The sequence below is a fragment of the Winogradskyella litoriviva genome, from assembly GCF_013249065.1.
Lineage (GTDB): Bacteria > Bacteroidota > Bacteroidia > Flavobacteriales > Flavobacteriaceae > Winogradskyella > Winogradskyella litoriviva.
Map to the genome: position 1 here is coordinate 330961 of NZ_JABRWQ010000005.1, position 23422 is coordinate 354382.

Annotated in this window: 21 protein-coding genes and 2 tRNA genes; 8 read left to right on the forward strand and 15 right to left on the reverse strand. The window is 31.2% G+C overall.

Features of this window, described 5'->3' with window-relative positions; all coding sequences use genetic code 11:
- The first annotated feature begins 41 nt into the window (after window positions 1–41).
- Window positions 42–728 (forward strand): peptidoglycan DD-metalloendopeptidase family protein, encoded by a 687-nt coding sequence (locus HNV10_RS12975; RefSeq protein WP_173301812.1) that lies wholly within the window; start codon window positions 42–44, stop codon window positions 726–728.
- On the opposite strand, the gene HNV10_RS12980 is transcribed toward HNV10_RS12975, so the two are convergent.
- From HNV10_RS12980 to HNV10_RS13020, 9 genes are all read right to left on the reverse strand, one after another.
- Complete coding sequence (locus HNV10_RS12980; RefSeq protein WP_173301813.1) at window positions 725–2023, reverse strand: APC family permease; 1299 nt, start codon at window positions 2021–2023, stop codon at window positions 725–727. The two genes, HNV10_RS12975 and HNV10_RS12980, sit on opposite strands and share 4 nt — an antisense overlap.
- Window positions 2024–2094: 71 nt before the next feature.
- Window positions 2095–2502 carry a hypothetical protein gene (locus HNV10_RS12985; protein WP_173301814.1) on the reverse strand — a complete coding sequence of 136 codons (408 nt, stop codon included), beginning with the start codon at window positions 2500–2502 and terminating at the stop codon, window positions 2095–2097.
- Between the two features lie 62 nt (window positions 2503–2564).
- On the reverse strand, window positions 2565–3644 hold the full coding sequence (gene corA, locus HNV10_RS12990) for a magnesium/cobalt transporter CorA (RefSeq protein ID WP_173301815.1): 1080 nt from the start codon (window positions 3642–3644) through the stop codon (window positions 2565–2567).
- Between the two features lie 2 nt (window positions 3645–3646).
- Window positions 3647–4180, reverse strand: a complete 534-nt coding sequence (locus HNV10_RS12995; RefSeq protein ID WP_173301816.1) for a mechanosensitive ion channel domain-containing protein — start codon at window positions 4178–4180, stop codon at window positions 3647–3649.
- A 37-nt stretch (window positions 4181–4217) separates the two neighbouring features.
- Window positions 4218–5153, reverse strand: a complete 936-nt coding sequence (locus HNV10_RS13000) for a septum formation inhibitor Maf (protein WP_173301817.1) — start codon at window positions 5151–5153, stop codon at window positions 4218–4220.
- A gap of 79 nt (window positions 5154–5232) precedes the next feature.
- Window positions 5233–5826, reverse strand: a complete 594-nt coding sequence (locus HNV10_RS13005; RefSeq protein ID WP_173301818.1) for a Maf-like protein — start codon at window positions 5824–5826, stop codon at window positions 5233–5235.
- Between the two features lie 6 nt (window positions 5827–5832).
- Window positions 5833–6759, reverse strand: coding sequence for a geranylgeranylglycerol-phosphate geranylgeranyltransferase (locus tag HNV10_RS13010; protein WP_173301819.1), 927 nt, complete (start codon window positions 6757–6759; stop codon window positions 5833–5835).
- A gap of 162 nt (window positions 6760–6921) precedes the next feature.
- Window positions 6922–7455, reverse strand: a complete 534-nt coding sequence (locus tag HNV10_RS13015; protein WP_173301820.1) for a KdsC family phosphatase — start codon at window positions 7453–7455, stop codon at window positions 6922–6924.
- A gap of 15 nt (window positions 7456–7470) precedes the next feature.
- Window positions 7471–8262 carry a Rossmann-like and DUF2520 domain-containing protein gene (locus HNV10_RS13020; protein WP_173301821.1) on the reverse strand — a complete coding sequence of 264 codons (792 nt, stop codon included), beginning with the start codon at window positions 8260–8262 and terminating at the stop codon, window positions 7471–7473.
- 69 nt (window positions 8263–8331) lie between these two features.
- On the opposite strand from HNV10_RS13020, the gene HNV10_RS13025 reads away from it, so the two are divergent.
- The 3 genes from HNV10_RS13025 (at window position 8332) to ccsA (ending at window position 12599) form a co-directional block, all read left to right on the forward strand.
- Window positions 8332–8721: a group III truncated hemoglobin gene (locus tag HNV10_RS13025; protein WP_173301822.1), complete on the forward strand. Its 390-nt coding sequence runs from the start codon at window positions 8332–8334 to the stop codon at window positions 8719–8721.
- Between the two features lie 56 nt (window positions 8722–8777).
- Window positions 8778–9227: a large conductance mechanosensitive channel protein MscL gene (mscL, locus tag HNV10_RS13030; RefSeq protein WP_173301823.1), complete on the forward strand. Its 450-nt coding sequence runs from the start codon at window positions 8778–8780 to the stop codon at window positions 9225–9227.
- A 105-nt stretch (window positions 9228–9332) separates the two neighbouring features.
- The gene (gene ccsA / locus HNV10_RS13035; protein WP_173301824.1) at window positions 9333–12599 is read left to right on the forward strand and encodes a cytochrome c biogenesis protein CcsA; all 3267 of its coding nucleotides are present in this window, start codon (window positions 9333–9335) and stop codon (window positions 12597–12599) included.
- Between the two features lie 10 nt (window positions 12600–12609).
- Here the strand turns inward: ccsA and HNV10_RS13040 are convergent, their stop codons facing one another.
- Window positions 12610–14295: a carbamoyltransferase family protein gene (locus HNV10_RS13040; RefSeq protein WP_173301825.1), complete on the reverse strand. Its 1686-nt coding sequence runs from the start codon at window positions 14293–14295 to the stop codon at window positions 12610–12612.
- A 97-nt stretch (window positions 14296–14392) separates the two neighbouring features.
- On the opposite strand from HNV10_RS13040, the gene HNV10_RS13045 reads away from it, so the two are divergent.
- Window positions 14393–15550 carry a trans-sulfuration enzyme family protein gene (locus tag HNV10_RS13045; RefSeq protein WP_173301826.1) on the forward strand — a complete coding sequence of 386 codons (1158 nt, stop codon included), beginning with the start codon at window positions 14393–14395 and terminating at the stop codon, window positions 15548–15550.
- A 38-nt stretch (window positions 15551–15588) separates the two neighbouring features.
- Here the strand turns inward: HNV10_RS13045 and pckA are convergent, their stop codons facing one another.
- Entirely contained in the window at window positions 15589–17199 is a 1611-nt protein-coding gene (gene pckA / locus HNV10_RS13050) for a phosphoenolpyruvate carboxykinase (ATP) (RefSeq protein ID WP_241695509.1), read from the reverse strand.
- Between the two features lie 643 nt (window positions 17200–17842).
- Here pckA and bshB1 point away from each other — a divergent pair.
- Entirely contained in the window at window positions 17843–18565 is a 723-nt protein-coding gene (bshB1, locus tag HNV10_RS13055; protein ID WP_173301905.1) for a bacillithiol biosynthesis deacetylase BshB1, read from the forward strand.
- Window positions 18566–18624: 59 nt separating this feature from the next.
- Window positions 18625–18700 (forward strand) — tRNA-His (locus HNV10_RS13060).
- Between the two features lie 111 nt (window positions 18701–18811).
- On the opposite strand, the gene HNV10_RS13065 is transcribed toward HNV10_RS13060, so the two are convergent.
- The 3 genes from HNV10_RS13065 to HNV10_RS13075 all read right to left on the reverse strand — a co-directional run bounded on the left by HNV10_RS13065 (window position 18812) and on the right by HNV10_RS13075 (window position 21894).
- Window positions 18812–20386: a M28 family metallopeptidase gene (locus HNV10_RS13065; protein WP_173301828.1), complete on the reverse strand. Its 1575-nt coding sequence runs from the start codon at window positions 20384–20386 to the stop codon at window positions 18812–18814.
- A 30-nt stretch (window positions 20387–20416) separates the two neighbouring features.
- Window positions 20417–21448 carry a M28 family metallopeptidase gene (locus HNV10_RS13070; RefSeq protein WP_173301829.1) on the reverse strand — a complete coding sequence of 344 codons (1032 nt, stop codon included), beginning with the start codon at window positions 21446–21448 and terminating at the stop codon, window positions 20417–20419.
- Window positions 21449–21567: 119 nt separating this feature from the next.
- Window positions 21568–21894 (reverse strand): hypothetical protein, encoded by a 327-nt coding sequence (locus tag HNV10_RS13075; protein WP_173301830.1) that lies wholly within the window; start codon window positions 21892–21894, stop codon window positions 21568–21570.
- 259 nt (window positions 21895–22153) lie between these two features.
- On the opposite strand from HNV10_RS13075, the gene HNV10_RS13080 reads away from it, so the two are divergent.
- A tRNA-Ser gene (locus HNV10_RS13080) sits at window positions 22154–22238 on the forward strand.
- A 113-nt stretch (window positions 22239–22351) separates the two neighbouring features.
- On the opposite strand, the gene HNV10_RS13085 is transcribed toward HNV10_RS13080, so the two are convergent.
- On the reverse strand, window positions 22352–23116 hold the full coding sequence (locus HNV10_RS13085; protein ID WP_173301831.1) for a patatin-like phospholipase family protein: 765 nt from the start codon (window positions 23114–23116) through the stop codon (window positions 22352–22354).
- Between the last annotated feature and the right edge of the window lie 306 nt (window positions 23117–23422).

Here is a 23422-nt window from a genome sequence, read left to right on the forward strand (position 1 = left end):
TTCCATAGAATACATTTGTATTTTTATGGAAATTTTATTTTATGCTAGTTCCGTCTTTTGAATCTTTTCTTAAATCTCTTAATGCGCATTCAGTAATTGATGCTTCCATTAAAAAAACGGATTATATACTCTTAGATTTATCAATTGATAATACTGAATTAAAGTTTGTTAACACGTCATCTTCTTCGGATTTAGAACAATTCATTTTCAATTACATAAAAACCAACAAAGCAAAAGTAGCTTTTGGTGGTTATCTCGAAAAACGTAATATCTATCAACGAAGCACGTATTTTAATCAACATAACTCTAAAGAAGAACGTAATATTCATATCGGATTAGATATTTGGGTTGAAGCGAATACAGCCATTTATGCACCTTTAGACGGAACAATTCATAGTTTTAAAAACAATACTAATCATGGTGATTATGGTCCTACTTTAATTTTGAAACATCAGATAAACGATTTTGAATTCTATACACTCTATGGTCATTTAAGTGAATCATCAATTGCTAATAAATCAGTAGGTATAGAAGTGAAGCAAGGTGATGTTATTTCGGTATTAGGTACATCTGAGGTGAATGGTGATTATCCGCCACATTTACATTTTCAGATTATAAAAAATATAGAGGATTACAAAGGAGATTATCCTGGTGTTTGTAATTTATTGAATCTAGAATTTTATAAATTAAATTGCCCAGATCCAAATTTACTCTTAAAATTAAATTAGCTTTTTTGGTTACGCTCAGTGGTTTTGTATATCCATTCAGCAATAAAACATAGTAATATTATGGACATTGACACAATGACTCCTGTGAGATTGGTTAAATATTGTTGGTGAATTAAAATGACCAATGCTACCATACACAAAATAAAACCTATTATAGGAATTACTCTATTACTGCCTGTGTCTTTAGCAAGTTTAAAACCTACTAAATTTACAATACCAAATATGAGAATAAAGCCAACGCTTCCGGCTGTTGAAATACTTTCTAAATCTAAAACATTGACTAAAATTAAGGTTGCAATGGCTGTGATGAATAAACCTATGGGTTGATTCCAAAGTTTAGAAGTAAAGTGATTTGGTAATTCATCATCTTCAGCAATTTCAAAATTGACACGACTTCCACCATATAATGATGCATTAATAGCTGAAAAAGTTGAAATTAAAGCCGCAATTGTAATTATGGTAAATCCTATTTTACCAAGCATAGGTTTAGCTGCTTCTGCTAAAACGTAATCTTCAGCTGTGGCAATTTTATCAAAAGTAAGCGAGCCAACGGTAACGATAGCAATTATAAAATAGAGAACAATTACAAAAATAACAGAGTAATAATAGGCTCTCGGAATGTTCTTTTTAGGATTTTCGATATCTGGTGCTGCATTTGCAATGAGCTCAAAACCTTCATAAGCCACAAAAATTACCATACCAGCAGCAAATAATTGTAAAGGTGTTTCCCAGTTAGACAATGCTAATTGCGAGAGATTAGGGTTGCCAATAAGTCCGTAAGCACCAATGCCAATAAAACCTATTAGTATGATTAGTTTAATAATTACAGCATAAGATTCAATTTTACCAACTATTGCAACGCTATAATAGTTTATGGCTGTTGCTAAGATTATAATAGCGCTAGCATAAATATGAAAGTTTATGATTTTGTTTTGTGTTATTTCAAATAAATTAGGAGCATAAGAGCCAAAAGCAGAAGCATACAAGGAGAGCATAATAATATAGCTTGCCCAAAGTAAATTGTTGATACTTCCACTAAAAATAGTTACACCAAAACCTTGATTGATAAACTTAACGGTTCCGCCTCTGTCAGGATATTTCTGTGATAATTTTACGTAACTATAAGATGTTATTAGAGCTAATAAACCAGCAAATAAAAATGCAATTGGTGTTCCGCCTTGTGCAATGGAAACTGCTAAACCTAAGACCGCAAATATTCCACCTCCAACCATGCCACCAATTCCTATGGATATCGCTTCTTTTAAACTTATTTTGTCTGATGTCGCTATAGGCATTAATAGGGTTTTAGATTAAGACTAGAATAATTTGGGTGTCAGTTTTATAACCACTAAATGAATTAATCAATCTAAAAATTTGTGATTTGTTTCTGAGCTATTATTTTTCCTATTAAAAATCCTGCAATAGCAAATATGCCATCGGAAATAGAAAACCACAACTCTTTTGGTAACATAAAAATGGTTACAAAAGTGGCTATTAACATTAATCCGCCTACAATATGAGAAGGTATTATACTTTGTTTAGAAATCTTTGCAGCTGTAAACATACCTACAATAATACCAGCAAAATGAGCAATAACAACAATTATTTTGGATCCAGTAGGTATTTTATCCATGTTGTTTTTTATCCATTCCATATCTGAAAGTTGTGCATCAGCAGGAAATGTAAATAGGTTATGACCAATTACGGCTTCAAAGAGGTGCACCGTTAAACCAGCGATAATTAATCCGATGATAGTTGCTAATACGTTTTTCATGGCTATGTTAATTAGAGGTATAAGATAATAAAATTATAGAATACGAATTATTAAGCGTTAAATTATAACCACTTTCTACGTTTAAAATAATATAATAATCCTAAAAACATTAAGAACATTACACCCAGTAAAACAAAGTAGCCGTATCTGTATTTTAGTTCTGGGATGTACTCAAAATTCATTCCGTAAATACCGGCAAGAAAAGTGAGTGGGATAAAAATGGTAGACATTATAGTGAGTACTTTCATAACCTCATTCATCTTATTACTAATGGTGGTCATGTACATATCCATTAAGCTCCATATCATTTCTCTGTAAATATCAATGTTTTCTGATACTTGAATTAAATGGTCGTAAATATCTCTGTAGTAGGTTATTGTGCGCTTGTAAATTAAAGGGTGTTCACCTTTTTCAATGCGATTTATTATTTCACGTAACGGAAATATAGCACGACGCACTTTTAATATTTCACGTTTAAGTTGTTGTACTTCAATGTTAATATTATCTCGAGAATGACCTTCAAATAAATCAGTTTCTAAGTCCTCAATTTTGTTGCCTAAAGTTTCTATAATACTAAAGTAATTATCTACAACAGCATCAATTAAAGCATACAATAGGTAATCGGATTTTAAACCTCTAATTCTGCCGTTTCCAATTCTAATTCGTTCTCGTATGGTATCAAAAACATCACCTTCGGATTCTTGAAACGATAGCACATAATTTTTTCCTAAAACTAAGCTTACCTGCTCAATTACAATGTTTTCATCTTTATCATAATACAGCATTTTTAGTACTACAAAAAGGTAATCGTCATACTCATCAATTTTTGGTCGCTGCGTAGTATTTACAATGTCTTCTAAAACAAGAGGGTGTAAATCATACTGCAAACCAATATTTTCAATCTCACCAATAGAACTTAATCCATCTATATTAATCCAAGTTACAGAATCGGTTTCTTTAAAAGATTTAGCATCTTCAATATTTGTAAGTATCGTTTCAGATATAGAGTCTTTGGTATAATCAAAAGATTCTATTTTAACATTTTTATGCGATTTTTCACCTGTGTAAACAAGTGTGCCAGGAATTTGGCCTGTATGTTTCTTATAATGTTGTGTGCGTTTTTTTGTTCTTTTTTTCTTCATGGTTATAAAATACTAGAATCATCTAAAGCATCCTTTTGCAATAAAGTTACAGCTTTTTGAAGAAGAAGATTGTTTGGGTATGTGACTAAATCACCATTATCTTCTCTAAGGTGAATTTGAAATGCTCTAATATCTTCTATAATAGCTTCTACAGGATAGTCTTTATCATGAATTCTTATCTTATCACCAACACGATACGGAAAGGAAAAAAACATAATAAAACCAGAGGTTACATTGCTTAATATAGACCAAATGGCAAATAAACCAACTCCAATAACTGCGAAAACAGAAGAGAAAACTAAGGATACTTGCTCTGGTTCTACACCAAGAATAAATGCTTCAATAAGTAGAGCAACTAACACTAATATTACGGTTAGATAGCGACCAATTAAACCAGCTCTTGCTTCTGTAGTACCACTTTTTTTACCAATCTTTTTTACGGTTATAACTATGATAGTCCTAATAATTATTAGTATAATTAATAATATAATAGAATAAATAATCTCATTGAGATGGTTGGTTAAAAATTTAGTCATATTAAAGGTTCTTTTATTTTATAAGGTATAAGATAGGTTATTGTAATTTTAAATCTTTTCTAAGTCCTAAATCAGCATTACTTTTCTTGTTCCAATAATCTGTTTTTAGAGTTTCTAATCTGGTCGCTTTTGTTGTTAAGGTTTTAGCAGATAGACCATCGCCTGTTGTTGTGGTTTCTTTCCATCCTAAAATATCATAAGGGAAATTAGGGTTGAAATCAATTTGTAATGTTCTGCCTAAATCTTCATAACTAACAATGTAACTCTTATTGTTTAAACTCGCTGTTGCCTTGTATGCTTTAAGTTCATTATGATTTAAACGAACACTTTCTATAGATGGTATAAGATTTATATCTCCAACAGGAAGACTTTTTGGGTCTATTCTTAATTTTGCCCATAGTTCATTTTCTGTCCAGTTTTTTTCTAGATTAACCTTGGTGTCTGCTTCACCTTGAAAATAAGAATGAGAAACTATCTCAAAATTATCTCTGTTGTTTAATTGTGTATACACATGTCCACACCATTCTTGTATTGAAGCAGAAATTTTTATAGCATGTTGGTTATTTGCCACAGGAAAAAAGGTGCTTTGCATTATAGAGTAAGGGTAAATGCCAGTATTGAAATTTTTAGTCCTATTCAATTTTAAAACAGGAATATTACTTGCATCATAATTATTAGCTTTTACTTGCTCGTTAGGTAAAAAATCTTCCGTTACAAAGATTAAGACTGAAGTCCCTTCTTTTATTTCGCCATAACGCGCTTGTTCTAATTTGTAAGAGGTTATTTCTGCTTCACCATTATACCAATAATCTTTAAAGTCTTCAGATAATTTGGTTTTTGGTGCTAAAGGTTCAACTTTTGACTCTGAAATCTGAGCTGTTTCCGTTATAGTTGAATTATTTTCTTTACAAGATGTAATGCTTAAAACACTTCCTGTTATTAAAACAACTATGAGTTTTAAATTCTTTATCATAATGTGAGTATTTCGTCGTTTTTATTTCCAAATAAAGCATAGAAAATCCAACGTTAATTTTTATAATAAAGGTACACTTCTAAATACGGTCTGCAATGCTATTTAACGTTTTGTAAAGTAAATGTGTTGGTAAGCCTACAACATTATTATAAGAGCCTTCAATGCGCGTTATAGCAATGGCACCAATCCATTCTTGTATGCCATATGCACCAGCTTTATCTAGTGGTTTAAAATGGTTAACGTAATACCAAATTTCTTCGTCAGTTAAGCTTTTAAACGTCACTTTTGTTGTGGTATTAACAATCCGTTTTTGTGAGTTAAATGTGATGCAAATAGACGTAATAACGTTGTGTGTTTTGTTACTTAATGATTGTATCATTTTAAAAGCATCTTCCTCATTTTTTGGTTTACCAATAGCTTTTTCTTCTAACCAAACAATAGTGTCACTAGTAATTAGAATATCATTTTTTTTAAGGTCTTTAACAAATGGTTTAGCTTTTAGTTCTGCTAAAAAATCTGTGATTTCTTCCCCTTTTAGATGCTCAGGATATATTTCTTCAACCGGCTTTAATTGTATATTAAAATCGAGATGCATGTCTTTTAAAAAAGCATGTCGTCTAGGCGATGCTGAAGCTAATATTATATTGAAGTCTTTGAGTTTTTCGTTTAACATATTATTTTATTTCAAGATGAAATTGTAAAGCAATAACGATAACATACCTGTAAGCATTACTAACTTATATATTAAACTGATATGCTTATAATCTGATTTTTCTTTCGCACCAAATAACTTTATACTAGCATAAATTAAAGGTGCAATAACCAAAATTAAAAAGTAACCTACAACGGGTAATTGTTTAAATAAATACGTGATTACATAATAGGTAATTGCGAGAATAGGCATTATTGAAATAAAAAATATTATTGCATTAGAGCGTTCTCTTCCAAGAATTACTGGTAATGTTTGTATTTCGGCTTTTTGGTCGCCTTCAATGTCTTCTAAATCTTTAACTAATTCTCTAACCAGATTAATCATAAAAGCAAAAATGGCATAATCTTTTATAATATTAATAAAGGTAGTCTGTACGGCTTCATTTGTATAATTCATAGCCGGAATCAATTCAAAAATTCCAACTAACAAAATACTTAAAGCAACAACAAGAGATACAATGGCATTACCTACAATGGCAATTTGTTTTAGAGATGTAGAATAGATATAGAGTAGTGCAGAAGCAATAAAAAAGATAGCGAAAAAACTAGTTTTGCCTATACTATATGTTAGATAAAAACCTAAGCCTACACCAATAATATTAAGTACCATAAATAGTGTAGTTGCGTCCTTTTCACTGATAGATTTATTTATTATCAATTGATTAGGTTTGTTAATTTTATCGGTTTCAATATCATTGATATCATTAATAACATAACCAGCTGCTGCAATAAGAAGCGTAGCCAACACTAACAGAAAAAAATTAAAATGCGATAAGGTTGTAACAACGCCATGGCTTTCACCAAAAGGTAATAACAATGCATATTTTATTAAATATTGCATAATGGCAATAATTAATAAATTTTTCCAACGGATTAAATTGAGAAAGTGAATCATTTGAGGGTTTATGAGATAATATTTTGTAATTAAATAATAGCTACTACAATGATAATAAAAACAATGGTTTAAGAATTAATGTTTGTTTAAATCATCCTGTTCTTAATTTATGTTTGAGCAGTGTACTCAGCAATTTGTCTTCTTTTTGCTAATATTTTTAGTTTAATCGTATTTAGCATTAAAATTGCCATTCCATTTACCTTGAACTTTTAAAACTTGCTCAATTACATCTCTGGCTGCACCTTTGCCACCATTTTTATGCGAAATATATTTTGAAATAGCCTTAATTTCTGGAACCGCATCTTGAGGGCAGCATGGCAAACCAACCAATTCCATAACCGGAAAGTCTGGGATATCATCTCCCATATATAAAACTTCAGATTTAGAAATATTATGTAAGTCTAGATAAGAGTTAAGTTGTTCAATTTTGTTGTGCGCACCTAAGAATATATCATTAATGCCTAAAGCAGCCAAACGTTTACGTACACCTTCATTAGAACCACCCGAAATAATACAGAGATTAAAACCAGCATCAATAGCGGTTTTTAGTGCAAATCCATCTTTAATGCTCATGGTTCTTAGCATTTCTCCATCTGTTGTCACAGTTATAGTGCCGTCTGTTAAAACGCCATCTACATCAAAAATGAAAGTAGTAATGTCTGTTAAATATTCTTTATAACTTTTATCGTCGCTCATGGGTTGTTTTGTCTTTTAGTTGGTTTTTGATTTGCTTGGTCTAAAATTTGAAACATTATGCGTCTTTTTAATAGATGCTGTTAACATTTTGTAAATCGCTTCATGCTCTTCTTTTTCAATCAATTTTAGTTGTCGCTTTATGGTTTTTTTGTCATTACGTTTAGCAGGACCCGTTTGTGCCATAAAAGGTGACATTTGCTGAATTTTTTTAGCCGTTTGTTCAATTAAAGGATGTAATATCTCAAACTCAATGTTCTTGGTTTCACATATTTCATGCCCTATTCTATAAAGTTGATTGGTAAAATTATTAACAAATACAGCTGCTAGATGAAGGGTTTGGCGTTGTTCGGTTGTAATTTTATGTGGTTTACAACCTACAGCTCTTGCCAAATCTCGTAAAAGTTCAAGATTTTCTTTTTCATATACTTCAACGCAAATAGGAACTTCAGAAAAATTAATATCAGCACCTTTAGAAAAAGTTTGTAAAGGATAAAATACGCCAATTTTATTTTTCTTGTCTATGTCATGCATAGCAACACTTCCAGATGTATGCACAACAAGACGGTTGGTAAATGGTAAAGCTGAAGAAAACTCGGCAATACTATCGTCGCTAACTGCTATTATATAAATATCTGCTTCTTTTAACTCTTCTAAAGAATCTGTTATGTCTACTTCATTTGAATACGACGAAATTGAAGAACGCGTGCGGTTATACCATTGTGTAACAGAAACCGTTTCCGAATCTAAAAATGCCTTATATAAATGTGTGGCTACATTGCCAGCACCAAGTAATATTACTGAAATCATGCTGTAAAAATACTAAGATTTCTTATCTTAAAATAACAAGAAAGCGATTAAAAGAATAACTTTGAAACAATGAAGAAAACAGACATAAAAACCAGAGCAGATATTTTTCAATTGGTTACCTCATTTTACCAAAAAGTTAGGAATGACGAAAAATTGGGTCCCTTTTTTAATGAAACCATAAAAGATTGGAATGCACATCTAGAGCATTTAACTACGTTTTGGGAGTCGAGTTTATTTCTACAAACCAAATTTACAGGTAACCCTTTAGAAGCACACGCCAAAGTAGATAAAGCTTTTAACCATAGTATTACAGAATTGCATTTTGGGTTATGGTTAAACTTGTGGTTTCAAACTATAGATGAATTGTTTGAAGGTGATTACGCAGAAAATGCCAAGCGACGTGCACGTAAAATGGGGACATTTATGTATATGAATATATTTGCTGCAAGAAATTCTTAATCCTTAGATGCTTCTTTATAAATTTGTGTTTTAAAACATCTAAAAGAGATTAAAACATGAAACTTATAAAAGAATTTAAAGAATTTGCTGTAAAAGGAAATATGATGGATATGGCCATCGGTATTATCATTGGTGCGGCTTTCAATAAAGTTATAGATGTATTGGCGAAGCAAGTTATTTTGCCACCATTGTCGTTATTAACGGATGGTGTTAATTTTAGCGACAAAAAGTTAGTGTTAAGAGATGCTATTGTAGATTCGGCTGGTACAATTACAACAGCAGAAGTTGCAGTCGCTTATGGTAAATTATCTGAAGTATTTTTAGATTTTTTAATCATTGGTTTTTCGGTTTTCATAATTGTAAAATTTATGAATAGACTGCGTAATAAGGCTCAAGATACTAAAGATGAAACAGTTGTTACGCCAAAGGACATTGAGTTGTTATCTGATTTAAAGGAGTTAATGGAAGAGCAGAATAGAATGTTAAAGGCAAACGTTGGTAATTAACTTCATTTTATTAATAGAATTTTAACAACTTTTGCCAATGTTAAAGGAATTTTTAAATGGTTTAAAAGATATATCTTTGCACGAGCTTAAAAAAAGCCTATAGCTATGCAAAAGAAAATCGCTAATTTCCTATTCTCTACAAAACTCACTGCGTTTTTATTTATTGCCTTTGCCGTTGCAATGGCAGTTGGTACTATTTTAGATAGAAACATGGATACATCTCCAACACCTTACACCAGAACATTAATCTACAATGCATGGTGGTTTGAAACAATTATGGTGTTTTTCATTATTAATTTTGCAGGGAATATTTTTAGATATCGCTTATTTAAAAAGGAAAAATGGGCAACTTTAATTTTGCATTTATCGTTTGTTCTAATACTTCTGGGTGCATTTATTACAAGATATATTAGTTTTGAAGGTATGATGCCAATTGTAGAAGGTTCTACAGAAAATGAATTCTTCTCTCAAAAAACTTATATAGGAGGAAAGATAGTAGGTGATTATAAAATTAATGGTCAATTACAACAACGTAGAATAGAGGAGGAGGTTGATTTTTCGCCAAGGTTGGACAATGAGTTTAATAAAACGTTTGATTATGGTGATGAACAAGTTAATATAGAACTTGTGGAGTTGATAAAAGGTGCCGAAAAAGATATTATACCTAACGAAACAGGAAAGCGCTATTTAAAAATTGTTGAAGCTGGCCAAGGCGCACCACATAATCACTTTTTAGAAGATGGAAAAACAGCAAGTCTTCATAATGTTTTAGTGTCTTTAAATAAATTTCAGGAAGGCGCTATTAATATAACGGAAACCGAAGAAGGTCTTTTTATAAATTCGCCATACGAAGGTGAATATATGACCATGGCAACAAGAGCCCAAGGAAAATTATACAAAGATAGTTTGCAACCCTTAATTTTAAGGTCTAGATACATTATTGGCAATATGCAAATTGTAATGCCAAAACCTATTGTTAAAGGGGACTTTGGCGTTGTAAAAAAAGCGTCGTTTTTAAAAAATGATGAAGATGGTGTTATTTTAAATGTTACTGCTAATGGTGAAACTAAAAAAGTTGGCCTTTTAGGTGGACCTGGTAATTACGGAACTCTAGAAGAGTTTGAAGTAGGTGGATTAGAAATAGCATTACAATATGGTCCAAAAATTTTAAAATTACCCTTTGATATAAAATTGAATGATTTTATTGCTGAAAAATATCCTGGTACAGAAAACGCGTATTCATCTTATAAAAGTAAAGTAACCGTTTTTGATAAAACTGCTGAAGATTTTGATTATGACATTTTTATGAATCATATATTAGATTATAAAGGTTATCGATTTTTTCAATCAGGATTTGATTCTAATGAGACTAGAACAATTCTTTCTGTAAACCATGATTTTTGGGGAACCTACATTACATATGCAGGTTATATGTTATTGTATTTTGGCCTATTGGCAATTCTGTTTGCAAAGCATACTCGTTTTGATGAGATTAGAAATAGATTAAAAAAATTAAGAGAAAGTAAAGCAAAAATGATGACCGCTATATTGCTTTTAATATCGCTTTCTAGTTTTGCTCAAGGACATTCAGAAAACGATGGTCATAATCATTCAAATGAACCAGAAAAAGCACAAATAGATTCTATTTTAAAAGTTCATATTACACCAAAAGAACACGCTCGTAAGTTTTCTGAAATGGTAGTGCAAGACTACAGTGGTCGCATGATGCCTATGCATACATATTCTTCAGAAATGCTTCGTAAGTTAAGTAAAAGTGATACTTACGAGGATTTTAGTGCAGACCAAATATTTTTATCTATACAAGAAAGTCCGATGCTTTGGTATAATGTTCCAATTATATATTTAAAACCAAGAAAGGCAGATTCTATTAGAAAAATTATAGGAATTGGCTTTGAAAAAAAATATTCTAGACTTGTAGATTTTTTTACGGCTGATGGTAGATATAAATTAGCACCTTATTTAGAAGAAGCTTATAAAGCACAGGTTCCAAATGGGTTTCAAAAAGAAGTGAAAGAAGCTGATTCTAGAGTTAATTTATTGTACAATGCCATAGAAGGACGTAGTAACAAGATATTCCCAATTCCTGGTGACGAAAATAATAAATGGATTTCTTCTTTAGAATTTAGAGAACAAGGTTTTAGAGATAAAATTAAAGATACACTTTACGGGAATTTTATCAATAATGGTTTTAGCGCCTATTTAGTGACTTTAAATAATGCAAAGCAAACAGGAGATTATTCTAAGGCTGAAGAATTATTAAGTGGTATTAAAAAAACACAGCAAAAGTATGGAAGCGCAGTAATGCTTTCGGATGAAAAAATAAAAGCAGAACTCTTATATAACGATTATGATATTTTTAAGCGTTTATTTATGTGGTATATGCTTGTTGGTGTATTGTTGTTTATTTTAATTATAGCGCAGATTTTTAAATATAAGAGTAGAGGACTTAAGATTGCAATAAATGTATTAATTGGTGTAATTGCATTATTATTTTCTTTACATACGCTTGGTTTAATTTGGAGGTGGTATTTATCTGGTCATGCTCCATGGAGTGATGCGTACGAATCTATGATTTACGTTGCATGGTCTACAATGCTCTTTGGTTTCATAGTTGGTATAACTAATAGAAAAAAAACTATACATAAAAAAGATATCTCTGGTATTGTACTGGGAATTTTAGGTAAAAAAAGTACGTCTAGCTTAACGGTTGCTTCAGGAGCTTTTGTTACGTCAATGATACTAATGATAGCACATTGGAATTGGATGGATCCTGCTATAGCAAACCTTCAGCCAGTTTTGCAAGGGTATTGGCTAATGATTCATGTTTCAGTAATTGTAGCAAGTTATGGCCCATTTACATTAGGAATGATTTTAGGAATTGTAGCTTTGTTTCTTATGATTTTTACAACAAAAGAAAACAAAGAACGTATGCTCATAAGTATAAAAGAGTTAACCATTATAAACGAAATGTCGTTAACTGTTGGTTTAGTAATGCTTTCTATAGGAAACTTTCTTGGAGGTATGTGGGCAAACGAAAGTTGGGGAAGATATTGGGGTTGGGATCCAAAAGAAACTTGGGCTCTGATTAGTATTATGGTTTATGCTTTTGTAATACATATGCGTTTAGTGCCAGGATTACGAGGTCGTTGGATATATAACCTTTTATCAATTGTAGCCTTTGCTAGTATATTAATGACCTATTTTGGCGTAAATTTCTATCTAGCAGGATTGCATTCTTATGCCAGTGGAGATCAAATATTGAGTTTTAAGTTTATAGCCATTACGGTTGGTATAATTGCTATAATCGGCTATTTCTCTTACCGAAAATACAAACTGTATTATAAGAAATAAAATTTGATTCTTATTTTTCTAAAATGTAATTTCCTATAGCTAGAGCATCTAATCCTGTTGAATAAAAACAACGCAAAGCATCTACAGGAGACTCAACTACTGGTTCACCTTGTATATTAAAACTAGTGTTTAAAACAACAGGTACTCCTGTTTTTTCACCTAGTTTATATATTAGATTATGGTATAAAGGATTTGTTTTTTTGTTAACAGTTTGTAGTCTTGCAGTACCATCTACATGAGTTATAGAAGGCAAAATACCCTGTTTGTCTTTTAAAACATTACATACTTTTAGCATAAAAGGAGCTTCAACTTTTAGGTCAAAATAATCTTTATAAGATTCCACTAAAGCAGAAGGAGCAAAAGGTCTGTATGCTTCTCTATGTTTAACTTCAGCATTAATCTTGTCCTTCATATCTGGATATGTTGGATTAGCTAAAATACTTCGATTACCAAGTGCTCTAGGTCCAATTTCCATAGCGCCTTGAAACCAGCCAATAATTTTACCTTGTTCTAGTAGAGTAGAAGCTTCAGCAGCAATATCTTCTACATAACGAGCTTTTAATTTTGCACCACTAATTGCTTGTTTTATTTCTTCATTAGAATATTGTGTTCCTAAATATGGATTATCATGTACAAATACTCTTGGGTTTTTAAGTAAACCATTATACAAATAGTAAGCAGCACCAATAGAAGTACCATTATCGCCAGCCGCTGGCATAACATAAACATCTTTAAAAGGCGTTTCTCTAACAATTCTACCATTCATTACAGAATTTAAAGAAACGCCACCTGAAATTACTAAATAGTCTGCTTTTGTTTTTTTGTGTAAAATATTACACATTTCAATAACCTTGTTTTCAAGAACTTTTTGAAAAGCTGCAGCCGTATTTAAATGATTATCTTTAAACTCTCCATTACTACTTCTAGGTTCACCAAAAGTGGTTAAGAATTTTTTTGAATAACTGTCTTTTATTAAATATTGAAAATTGAAGTAAGATAAATCTATTTTTAATCTCCCTTTACTGTCTACATCAATCATTTTGTCTACTTCATCAAGATAAACTGATGCATCTCCCATTGGAGCTAAACCCATAGTTTTTCCTTCGTCATAATTAGGTTTAAATCCACAAAATTGAGTAACAGATTCATAAAACGAACCTAAAGAATTGGGAAAAAAACTTTCACTAAACTGCTCTATAGTATTTCCATCGCCATAGCCTAACCAAGTCGTTGCCCATTCACCAGAGCCATCAATACCCAATAATGCCGCTTTTTTATAGGGTGAAACAAAAAAGGAACCTGCAACATGAGTTAAATGGTGCTTAATAAAATGAACTTGAGGTGCTTTAGAATTTTTCCAAATTTTATTTTTCCAAATTTTAAATCGACGTTGTTTGGCATATGCATTAGCAACATGATGACCAAAAAACGGAACAAATAGACTAGGGTGTTTTAATAAAAATCCTAATTTATTAGACCAGTTGGTAGTAGGTTTTATAGATACGGCAATGTGGTCAATATCGTCGTATGTTAAGCCAGCAATATCTAGACATTTTTTAATAGATAAACTAGGGAAAGCTTGCGTGTGTTTGTCTCTGTTTAAGCGTTCTTCTTCAATTGCGGCTAAGAGAATTCCATCCTTAACAATACATGCAGAGGAATCATGAAAATAGTAATTTAGGCCTAAAATTATCATATTAATAAAATAAGTTAAACAATTAATTAATGGCTATTAATACGTTTATTAAAGATAAGACTATTTTTAGTATTTTTATTAAATTAATTAAGATGACATGTCAAAAAACAAAAAACTCGGCTTAAACACCATTTGTGCACATATTGGAGAGGTAAAAGACGAACAATTTAAAGGTGCTATTTCTCCTATATATTTAAGTTCATCTTATGAGTATTTAGATGTCGATGTAAAACGTTATCCTCGATATTTTAATACGCCAAATCAAGAATTCTTAGCTAAGAAAATTGCTGCTTTAGAAAATACAGAAACAGCAATGATTTTTGGGTCTGGTATGGCTGCAATTAGTACTATGTTTCTGGCATTTTTAAAGCAAGGCGATCACTTAGTAGTGCAAAACACCTTGTATGGAGGAACTGTAAATTTTATTAAAGAAGAGTTTCCAAAATACGGCATTGATTATACATTTACCAATGGCTATAAACTCGAGGATTTTGAAGCAGCGATAAAAAGTAACACAAAATTAATTCATATTGAAACGCCTTCTAATCCTTTATTAACAATTACTGATATTAAAGCAGTTGCAAAATTTGCTAAATCTAAAGGAATCCTTACATCTATAGATAATACTTTTGCTTCTCCTGTAAACCAAAAGCCTATGGATTTAGGTATTGATATGGTAATGCATTCTGCAACAAAATACTTTGGAGGTCATAGTGATATTTGTGCAGGTGCTGTGGCTAGTTCTGCAGAAAATATTGAACGTATTTGGAATGTTGGAAAAAATCTTGGTGGAAGTCTAAGTGATATGACAGTTTGGATGCTAGAGCGTAGTATGAAAACTTTAGGATTGCGGGTAAAAACACAAACAAAAAACGCTAAGAAGTTAGCAAAATGGTTAAATAATCACCCAAAGGTTTCAAAAGTATATTATCCTGGCTTAAAGTCGCATCCAGAACATCAATTAGCTAAATTACAAATGAGTGGTTATGGAGCAATGCTATCTTTTGAATTGATAGATAGTTTAGACTCGCAGCAATTTCAAAAACAATTAAAGCTCATAAAGTCTTCTATGAGTTTAGCAGGAATTGAGAGTACTATGATTTCTCCGCATTTAACGTCTCATGCTTTATTAACACAAAAAGAGAGGGATAATGTTGGTATTAGTAATCAATTGATTCGGTTTTCCGTTGGAATTGAGGAAATTAAAGATTTAAAACGCGATATAAATCAGGCAATAGGTAAATTAAAAGAATAAAAAAGAGCCCATTTCTGGGCTCTTTTAACATGGAATTATTAAACATGGTCGTTTAAGTGATGATGTTCATCAATTAATGGACCGCCTTCAATGATTTGCTCTGATGCTTCACTTGCAAATTTTTCAAAGTTTAAATGAAATGAATGTGCCAATTGAATAGCTTTACTAATGTAACCTCCTTTTTGCAACCAAGTATTCATTGGGTCCAAAATTTCCGTTGGAACATTAGGACAATACTTAGGCATAAATAATCCGAAAATTGGATGTTGTTGGTAATCTACATTATCTAAATCTCCGTTTAAAATTGAAGAAATCATAGCTCTTGTATATTTTAATTTTATACGAGAACCAACACCGTAAGGGCCGCCACTCCAGCCTGTATTAATTAACCAAACATTAACGCCAGCTTCTTGCATTTTTTTACTTAGCATTTCGGCATATACTGTTGGATGTAAAGGCATAAAAGGCTCTCCAAAACATGCTGAGAACGATGGTACTGGCTCTGTAATTCCAGCTTCGGTACCTGCAACTTTAGCAGTGTAACCAGAAATAAAGTGGTAAGCAGCTTGTCCTGGTGTTAGTTTAGAAACTGGAGGTAACACGCCAAAAGCATCTGCAGTTAAGAAGAAAATATTTTTTGGATTGCTAGCGTACGATGGCTTTTGAATATTGTCAATATGATAAATAGGATAACTTACACGTGTATTTTGAGTGATAGTACTATCCATATAATCCACTTCTCCGTTTTCTTTAAATACTACATTTTCGAGTATAGCACCTGGTTTAATAGCTCTAAAAATGTCTGGTTCTTTTTCTTCAGTTAAGTCGATAACTTTTGCATAACAACCTCCTTCAAAATTAAAGATGTTATTTTTAGCTGTCCAACCATGCTCATCATCACCTATTAGTTTTCTGTTAGGGTCAGCAGATAAAGTTGTTTTTCCAGTACCAGATAATCCAAAGAAAATAGCGGTATCTCCATTGTCGCCAACGTTTGCAGAACAATGCATAGGTAATACGTTTTTGTCAACTGGTAATATCATATTTAAGGCAGAGAATATACCTTTTTTTATTTCTCCTGTATACCCAGATCCACCAACCAGAGCGATTTTTTTAGTGAAATTTAAAATTGAAAAATTGCCTTGGCGAAGACCATATTTTTTAGGGTCGGGTGATTCGTAGCCTGGTGCACATAGTACTAACCAGTCTTCTTTAAAATTCTCTAATTCAGATTCTTCAGATCTTAAAAACATATTGTAAACAAACATGTTAGACCAAGGGTATTCTGTAATCGTTCTAATATTTGTTTTATATTCTGGATCTGCACAAACGTATGCGTCTCTTGCATAAATTTCTTTCCCGCTCAGGTAGTTTACAATTTCTTTTTCAAGACTATCAAAGTTCTCTGGTGTGATTGCTTTATTAGTTTTTCCCCACCATACTCTGTCTTTGGTGTAATTGTCTTTAACAATAAAACGGTCTTGTGGTGAACGTCCTGTAAATTTTCCTGTATTGACAGCTAATGTACCATTCGCTGTTTCTTTTCCCATTCCTTTTTCTACAGTAATGGCTTGTAATTCTTCTGGTGAAAGATTCCAATGCACTTTCGTGTCTCTCAGTCCATACTTTGTTAGGTCTCTTGTCTTCATAATTGTTTTGTTTAATAAAGCTTCCATGATTTAATCTTTTTTAGGTTAAACTTTCGATTTAAAATGGCCATATTATTGGCGCTAATAATGTTAAAATTGTTCTTAGATAATAGTAGAAGGACCAATGCGCCTACTTAAATTATCTTTAAATTTGAAACCAATAGGTGATATTACCGTGGTATTTTTTGCAGTATAAAACAGTGCCAAGAATGCAGTTAAACTTATTTCCGTAGGAATCAGAAAAATTGCTACTTTAGAAATTTTGGCAATAAGGCTTGGTGAGAATTTCCTCCAAATTATTGAAGGAATTATAATAATTGATATGGCAATTACTAAGTTCAAACCAAGATGATATTTTAATTAGTATCGTAAAGGTAAAAGCATTAATAAATAATATTTATGACGAAAGTCATACTTTTAGTAAATAGATGATTTTTTAATTTATTGTTGAATTGAGTCTATAAAACCTTTATTTATGTAAACGAAACCGTTTGCGAAATAGAAGAAAATTAGTATTAGGCACTATTGTTAATATTTTTGATAATTGAAGTATGTCTAAAACATTCATTAAATTATATTATTTAAATAGAATAAAGATTTTATATGTTCTATCTTTCCTTCCGGAAAAATTAAAACTATGCAGATAAAATTAGACATATTAGCGATAGGAGCACATCCAGATGATGTAGAATTGGGATGTGGAGCAACTTTAGCAAAAGAAGTTTCTAAAGGAAAAAAAGTAGGAATAATAGATTTAACTAGAGGTGAATTAGGAACTAGAGGTACAGCTGAAACAAGAGATGAAGAAGCTTTTAATGCGGCTAAAATTTTAGGAGTTCAATCTAGATTTAATATGAGATTTTCGGATGGTTTCTTTTTAAATGATAAAAAGCATCAACTTGAAATTATAAAAATGATTCGTTTCTATCAACCAGAAATAGTTATTTGTAATGCTATTGCCGATAGACACATAGATCATCCAAAGGGAAGTGATTTGGTGAGTGATGCTTGTTTTTTAAGTGGATTAAAGAAAATTGAGACAATTTATGGAGAGAGTAAAGAGCCGCAGCAACCATGGAGGCCAAAGGCAGTTTATCATTATATTCAATGGAAGGATATAGAGCCAGATGTTGTAGTTGATGTTTCGGGTTTTATGGATAAAAAAATGGAATCGGTATTAGCTTATAAAACACAGTTTTATGACCCTAATAGCAAAGAACCTGAAACTCCTATATCTAGTAAAAATTTTACAGATAGTGTAGAGTACAGAGCAAGAAATTTAGGAAGATTAGTTGGTGTAGAACATGCTGAGGGTTATACAGTTGAGCGTTTTGTTGCAATAGATTCTTTTTTTGATATAAAATAAATATAAAAACACTTTGTAGAAAAATGTAATTATTCTACATTTGCAATCCAATTTAAAATGGTGGTTGTAGCTCAGCTGGTTAGAGCGTCGGTTTGTGGTACCGAAAGTCGCCGGTTCGAACCCGGTCTTCCACCCAGAAATGCAAAGCTTCTCTAATTAGAGAAGCTTTTTTTGTGGGTTTAAACCGATAAAAAAAGTCCTTTTTATTAAAGAGGACTTTTTTTACAGAATTTTATTGCAAACTTTTTATTGGGTCTTGTCTACCATAATGCGATTTTCTCTATTAGCAAGTTCCCATGCAGTATAAAACACTAAACGTGATCTTGTTTCTAATAAATCGTATTCAATCTTGTCTGGTGTGTCAGACGGTTGATGGTAATCATCGTGTGTGCCATTGAAGTAAAAAATTACAGGAATATTATTTTTAGCAAAATTGTAATGATCAGACCTGTAATAAAAACGGTTAGGGTCGTTATCATCATTGAATTTATAATCTAATTCCATTTGTGTGTATTTTAAGTTTGCTTCTTCAGAAATATTATGTAATTCTGTGCTGAGTTTGTCGCTACCTATGAGATAAATATAATTTCTAGTCCCAATTGTCCGTTTAGGGTCAGTTCTACCAATCATATCAATATTAAGATTTGCAACAGTATTTTCTAATGGGAAAATAGGATTATAATCTGCATAGTACTTTGACCCAAGAAGCCCTTTTTCTTCACCTGTTACATGCAGAAATAATATAGTTCGCTTTGGTCCATAACCTGCTTTTTTAGCTTCTTTAAAAGCTTGGGCTATTTCTAATATTGCAACAGTGCCAGAGCCATCATCGTCTGCGCCATTATATATTTTGCCATCTTTTATTCCTTCGTGATCTAAATGCGCAGAAATTACTATGACTTCATCAGGTTTTTCAGAACCTTTAATATAGGCTAATACATTTTCAGAGTTAATTGACTCAGATCTATTTTCAATCTCTAAATTAATAGTAGATTTAATTTTTTTAGATATTGTATCCTCAGAAATGGAGTTGTGTATAGTTTGAGCTAATTCTTTATTTATTAGTAGCGTAATTAACTTTGTATCCTTGCTTTTTATAATGAGTTGTTTAGAAACATTGGATTCTAGTTGACGCTTGTAAAAAGGCGCATATTTTGTAAATAAATCGTTATCCATATATAATAGCCCTTTAGCTCCATTTTCTTTTGCAGCTTCAATTTTATTTGATAATGATTTATAGCCACTAGACCATATTGTTTCTTCGGTAGTTCCTGAAGTAATAAAATTGCCTTCTAGGTCTTTTGGCTCACCAGTTTTTGCTAAAACAAATTTGCCTTTTACATCTATATTTTTATAATCTGAATAGTTTTCATCATCAATGCCATATCCTACATATATAATATCATCTAAGGTTATGTTTTCATTTTTAGTAACACTCATTACTATAAACTGCTTAAAGTTTTCAAACTTTTTTCCGTTAACATTTAATTGAGCATCAGCCACTTTTTGTTTTTCTAGAGGCACTTCTTGATAATAATCATCTTCACCTAAAGGCGAAGAAATAGCCATTGATTGATATTTTTCTTTTAAATATTCAACTGCCATTTTCTGTCCTTTTTCTCCAGTGTTTCTGCCTTCAAATTCATCTGAAGCATATTTATACAACATGGTCTTTAATTCATCTGACGTAATGGTTTCAGCAAATAGAGTGGGATCAATTATGGATTCTTTTGCAAGTTGAGTATTAGTTTTTTTCTGTGTTGAACTACCACAACTTAAAATTAGAAAAGCAATACAATTTACAATTAGTATCTTTTTCATTATTAGCTTTTGTTAAAATGTTTATTCAATTTAAATGATTTCAGCTTTTAGCCGTTCTGAAGAATTTGCTAAATACCAAGCTGTTGCAAATATCAATTTCGTTCTTTTTTCTAATAACGGATAATTGATTTTTTCTGCAGTATCAGTTGGCTTTGTATAATCTTCATGTTCACCGTTAAAAAAGAATATAACAGGAACCCCTTTTAAGGCAAAATTGTAATGATCGGATCTATAATAATAGCGGTTTGGGTCATTATCGTCATTATATTTATAATCTAATTCTAAATTTGTAAAAGTTGAATTCGCTTTTTGCGCTATAAAATCTAATTCTGTACTCATTTTATTTGATCCAATTAGATATATATAATCTTCATTGTTCTCATGTCTTGGGTCAACTCTACCAATCATATCAATATTTAAGGTAGCGACAGCATTCTCTAGAGGGAAAATTGGATTTTCCGTGTAGTACCTAGATCCGTGTAGTCCAACTTCTTCACCTGTTACATGTAAAAAGATAATGCTTCGTTTAGGTCTGTAACCATCTAACGTGGCATTACTGAAAGCTTCAGCCATTTCTAATACAGCAGCTGTGCCAGAGCCATTATCGTCTGCACCATTGTAGATTTCTCCATTTTTTATGCCTTCATGGTCTGAGTGTGCAGAAATATAGATGTATTCATCAGGAAATTCAGATCCTTCAATATACGCTATTATGTTTTGCGAACTATTAAGGTCGTTAGGAAGTACTTCTTTAGGAACAATTTGATAATAATTTGGATTCGTTTTTGGAGGAAGAATGTTTAGACTTACATATTTATTTCTTATAAAATGACATACCTGATTATGTCCTTCTTCTCCTGTCATTCTACCTTCGTATTTATCAGCAGATACTTCAACAACATAAGACTTTAATTGTTGGGTATTAATAGTGCTTAGATATTTTTTTACAATATCTTCATCGCTATAATAAATGCTCTCTTTAAGATTGTCAATTTTCTCGCTATGTCTTATTGTGGCGCATGAACCGACCAAAATAAGGGCAGAGGCAATGAGTATTTTCATGTATAATTCTCTTTGGATTTTTAATTGCGTTTCTGTAAACGATTGATTTTGGTAAAAGTAAGATAATTTGATTGAAATGTTTGCGCGGACTAAATTGAAATTAAAAAAATGAAATTTGATTAAATCTTTCCTTCTATTTGTTTTAATTCAGATTCAGATTCAGAATCTATGGATTTATTTTGGTCGATTTGTTCCGTTTCAATATTTTTTGGTTTAACGGTTACATTTTTATAAATAGTTAAGGTTAAGGATATAATAGCTAGAAGGAATATATATTGAATTGATTTTGTATTATTTTTTACATTTTTACTAATAAATAATAAAACTAAACCACAGACAAAGGCAATAATAATAGGAAGTATAGAAAAACTGTAAAATTTTGAAGAAGATAGTATTGCAGCAACAATTGCTGAGGTAAACCCAATAACGACAAGAATATTTTTCATGCTAATATAATTTTTAATTGTATGACAGTCATTAAAAATGACATTTAAGTAAAATTAATTAAGAATATTAATCAAAATTATAAATAAGTCATCACTAATTATGCCTAATATAAAAATCCCCTTCAAATAGAGATAATTATGACGTACAAAATTGTGAATTTATTTTTTTTGAAAAAACTAGGTTAAAATATTTGCCGAAAACAAAAAGGGGTTTATATTTGCACCCGCATTTAGGGAATACCTAATGAGACTAAACACTGGAGAAATGGCAGAGTGGTCGAATGCGGCAGTCTTGAAAACTGTTGAGGGTCACACCTCCGGGGGTTCGAATCCCTCTTTCTCCGCAAAACGAAACCCATAACGAAAGTTATGGGTTTTTTTTATTAAAAAAATATTGAGTTTGATAAGTTAATTTAGATTATAAATTATTTTGATTCAATATTTTAGAAAAATATAATTAGTTAAATTGAACTTTACTTTTTTCTAAAATTATTTTTGCTTTGGTATAGCCTAAATTGAAAATTGTATCAATATTATTCATATTAAAAGTACTAAACTTCACTAATTCTTGAGGATTAACTACAATATCACAATCTTTAAATTTGTTAATAGACTCTGCCGCTAGTTTTATTTTATAGGCACGTTCTACTATAGAATACGTGTGTTTTAAATCTTTTATAGCAACTTTTTTTAATGGACTTACATTTACGCCAATAATTTTATCACAAATGGATATTAATGGCTCTGTTGGGAAATTATTCAATGTTCCTCCATCTACATAATAATCACCATTGATTTCGGTAGGTGTAAAAACTCCAGGAAAAGAAGCTGATGCAATTATAGGTTTAATAAGTTCTCCTTCACTAAATATTTTTGAGGTTCCTTCAACAATATTTGCAGCAGTTACAAACAAGGGTTTTTCTAAAGCATCAAAGTTATCTCTTGGAAAAAAAGCTTTTAGGTCATCATAAAAATTAACTGAATTTATAAATCCAGGTTTATTGCGAGCGTATCTATAAGCGCTAAAAATAGTGATAGTTTTAAAAAAACGTAAAATCTCAGACCAAGAAACACCAGCTGCATATAATCCACCAACTATAGCTCCTGCGCTAGAACCAGAAATATGTGTAGGAAATATACCTTCTTCTTCCAAAGCTTTTATAACACCAATGTGAGCAGCTCCACGTGCTCCACCTCCAGAAAGTACAAGTCCAATATTCATAGTGTGGTATATAATTGTTAAACCAAAGGTATTAAGTAGAATTTATTATATGCTGATAATCATTAATTGATTTATTCTGATTTCAAGAACTAAATTAATCTAAAAAATTAAGATTATAAAACAATACTAAATACGTCGATAATTCCTTATATAATCATTTTGATTTTAGATTTTATCTAATCTACAATATGTCTTTTTTGGTTTGGAGTTCTTTTTTTAATAATGGTTAAGTCTTATGCTTGAGAAGTTACAAAAATAATGAGCGTGTTTTTCGCTCAATAATTTAATAAAATTAAAAGATAAATT

Bases quoted from the DNA above. Each gene is read 5' to 3' on its own strand.
- HNV10_RS12995 (WP_173301816.1), bottom strand. From the start codon at position 4,180: ATGACTAAATTTTTAACCAACCATCTCAATGAGATTATTTATTCTATT.
- mscL (WP_173301823.1), top strand. From the start codon at position 8,778: ATGAAACTTATAAAAGAATTTAAAGAATTTGCTGTAAAAGGAAATATG.
- HNV10_RS13015 (WP_173301820.1), bottom strand. From the start codon at position 7,455: ATGAGCGACGATAAAAGTTATAAAGAATATTTAACAGACATTACTACT.
- HNV10_RS13005 (WP_173301818.1), bottom strand. From the start codon at position 5,826: ATGTTAAACGAAAAACTCAAAGACTTCAATATAATATTAGCTTCAGCA.
- HNV10_RS13020 (WP_173301821.1), bottom strand. From the start codon at position 8,262: ATGATTTCAGTAATATTACTTGGTGCTGGCAATGTAGCCACACATTTA.
- HNV10_RS13025 (WP_173301822.1), top strand. From the start codon at position 8,332: ATGAAGAAAACAGACATAAAAACCAGAGCAGATATTTTTCAATTGGTT.
- corA (WP_173301815.1), bottom strand. From the start codon at position 3,644: ATGAAGAAAAAAAGAACAAAAAAACGCACACAACATTATAAGAAACAT.
- HNV10_RS13040 (WP_173301825.1), bottom strand. From the start codon at position 14,295: ATGATAATTTTAGGCCTAAATTACTATTTTCATGATTCCTCTGCATGT.
- HNV10_RS12975 (WP_173301812.1), top strand. From the start codon at position 42: ATGCTAGTTCCGTCTTTTGAATCTTTTCTTAAATCTCTTAATGCGCAT.
- HNV10_RS12980 (WP_173301813.1), bottom strand. From the start codon at position 2,023: ATGCCTATAGCGACATCAGACAAAATAAGTTTAAAAGAAGCGATATCC.
- HNV10_RS13065 (WP_173301828.1), bottom strand. From the start codon at position 20,386: ATGAAAAAGATACTAATTGTAAATTGTATTGCTTTTCTAATTTTAAGT.
- pckA (WP_241695509.1), bottom strand. From the start codon at position 17,199: ATGAAGACAAGAGACCTAACAAAGTATGGACTGAGAGACACGAAAGTG.
- HNV10_RS13085 (WP_173301831.1), bottom strand. From the start codon at position 23,116: ATGAATATTGGACTTGTACTTTCTGGAGGTGGAGCACGTGGAGCTGCT.
- HNV10_RS13070 (WP_173301829.1), bottom strand. From the start codon at position 21,448: ATGAAAATACTCATTGCCTCTGCCCTTATTTTGGTCGGTTCATGCGCC.
- HNV10_RS13045 (WP_173301826.1), top strand. From the start codon at position 14,393: ATGTCAAAAAACAAAAAACTCGGCTTAAACACCATTTGTGCACATATT.
- HNV10_RS13010 (WP_173301819.1), bottom strand. From the start codon at position 6,759: ATGATTCACTTTCTCAATTTAATCCGTTGGAAAAATTTATTAATTATT.
- HNV10_RS13000 (WP_173301817.1), bottom strand. From the start codon at position 5,153: ATGATAAAGAATTTAAAACTCATAGTTGTTTTAATAACAGGAAGTGTT.
- ccsA (WP_173301824.1), top strand. From the start codon at position 9,333: ATGCAAAAGAAAATCGCTAATTTCCTATTCTCTACAAAACTCACTGCG.
- HNV10_RS13075 (WP_173301830.1), bottom strand. From the start codon at position 21,894: ATGAAAAATATTCTTGTCGTTATTGGGTTTACCTCAGCAATTGTTGCT.
- HNV10_RS12985 (WP_173301814.1), bottom strand. From the start codon at position 2,502: ATGAAAAACGTATTAGCAACTATCATCGGATTAATTATCGCTGGTTTA.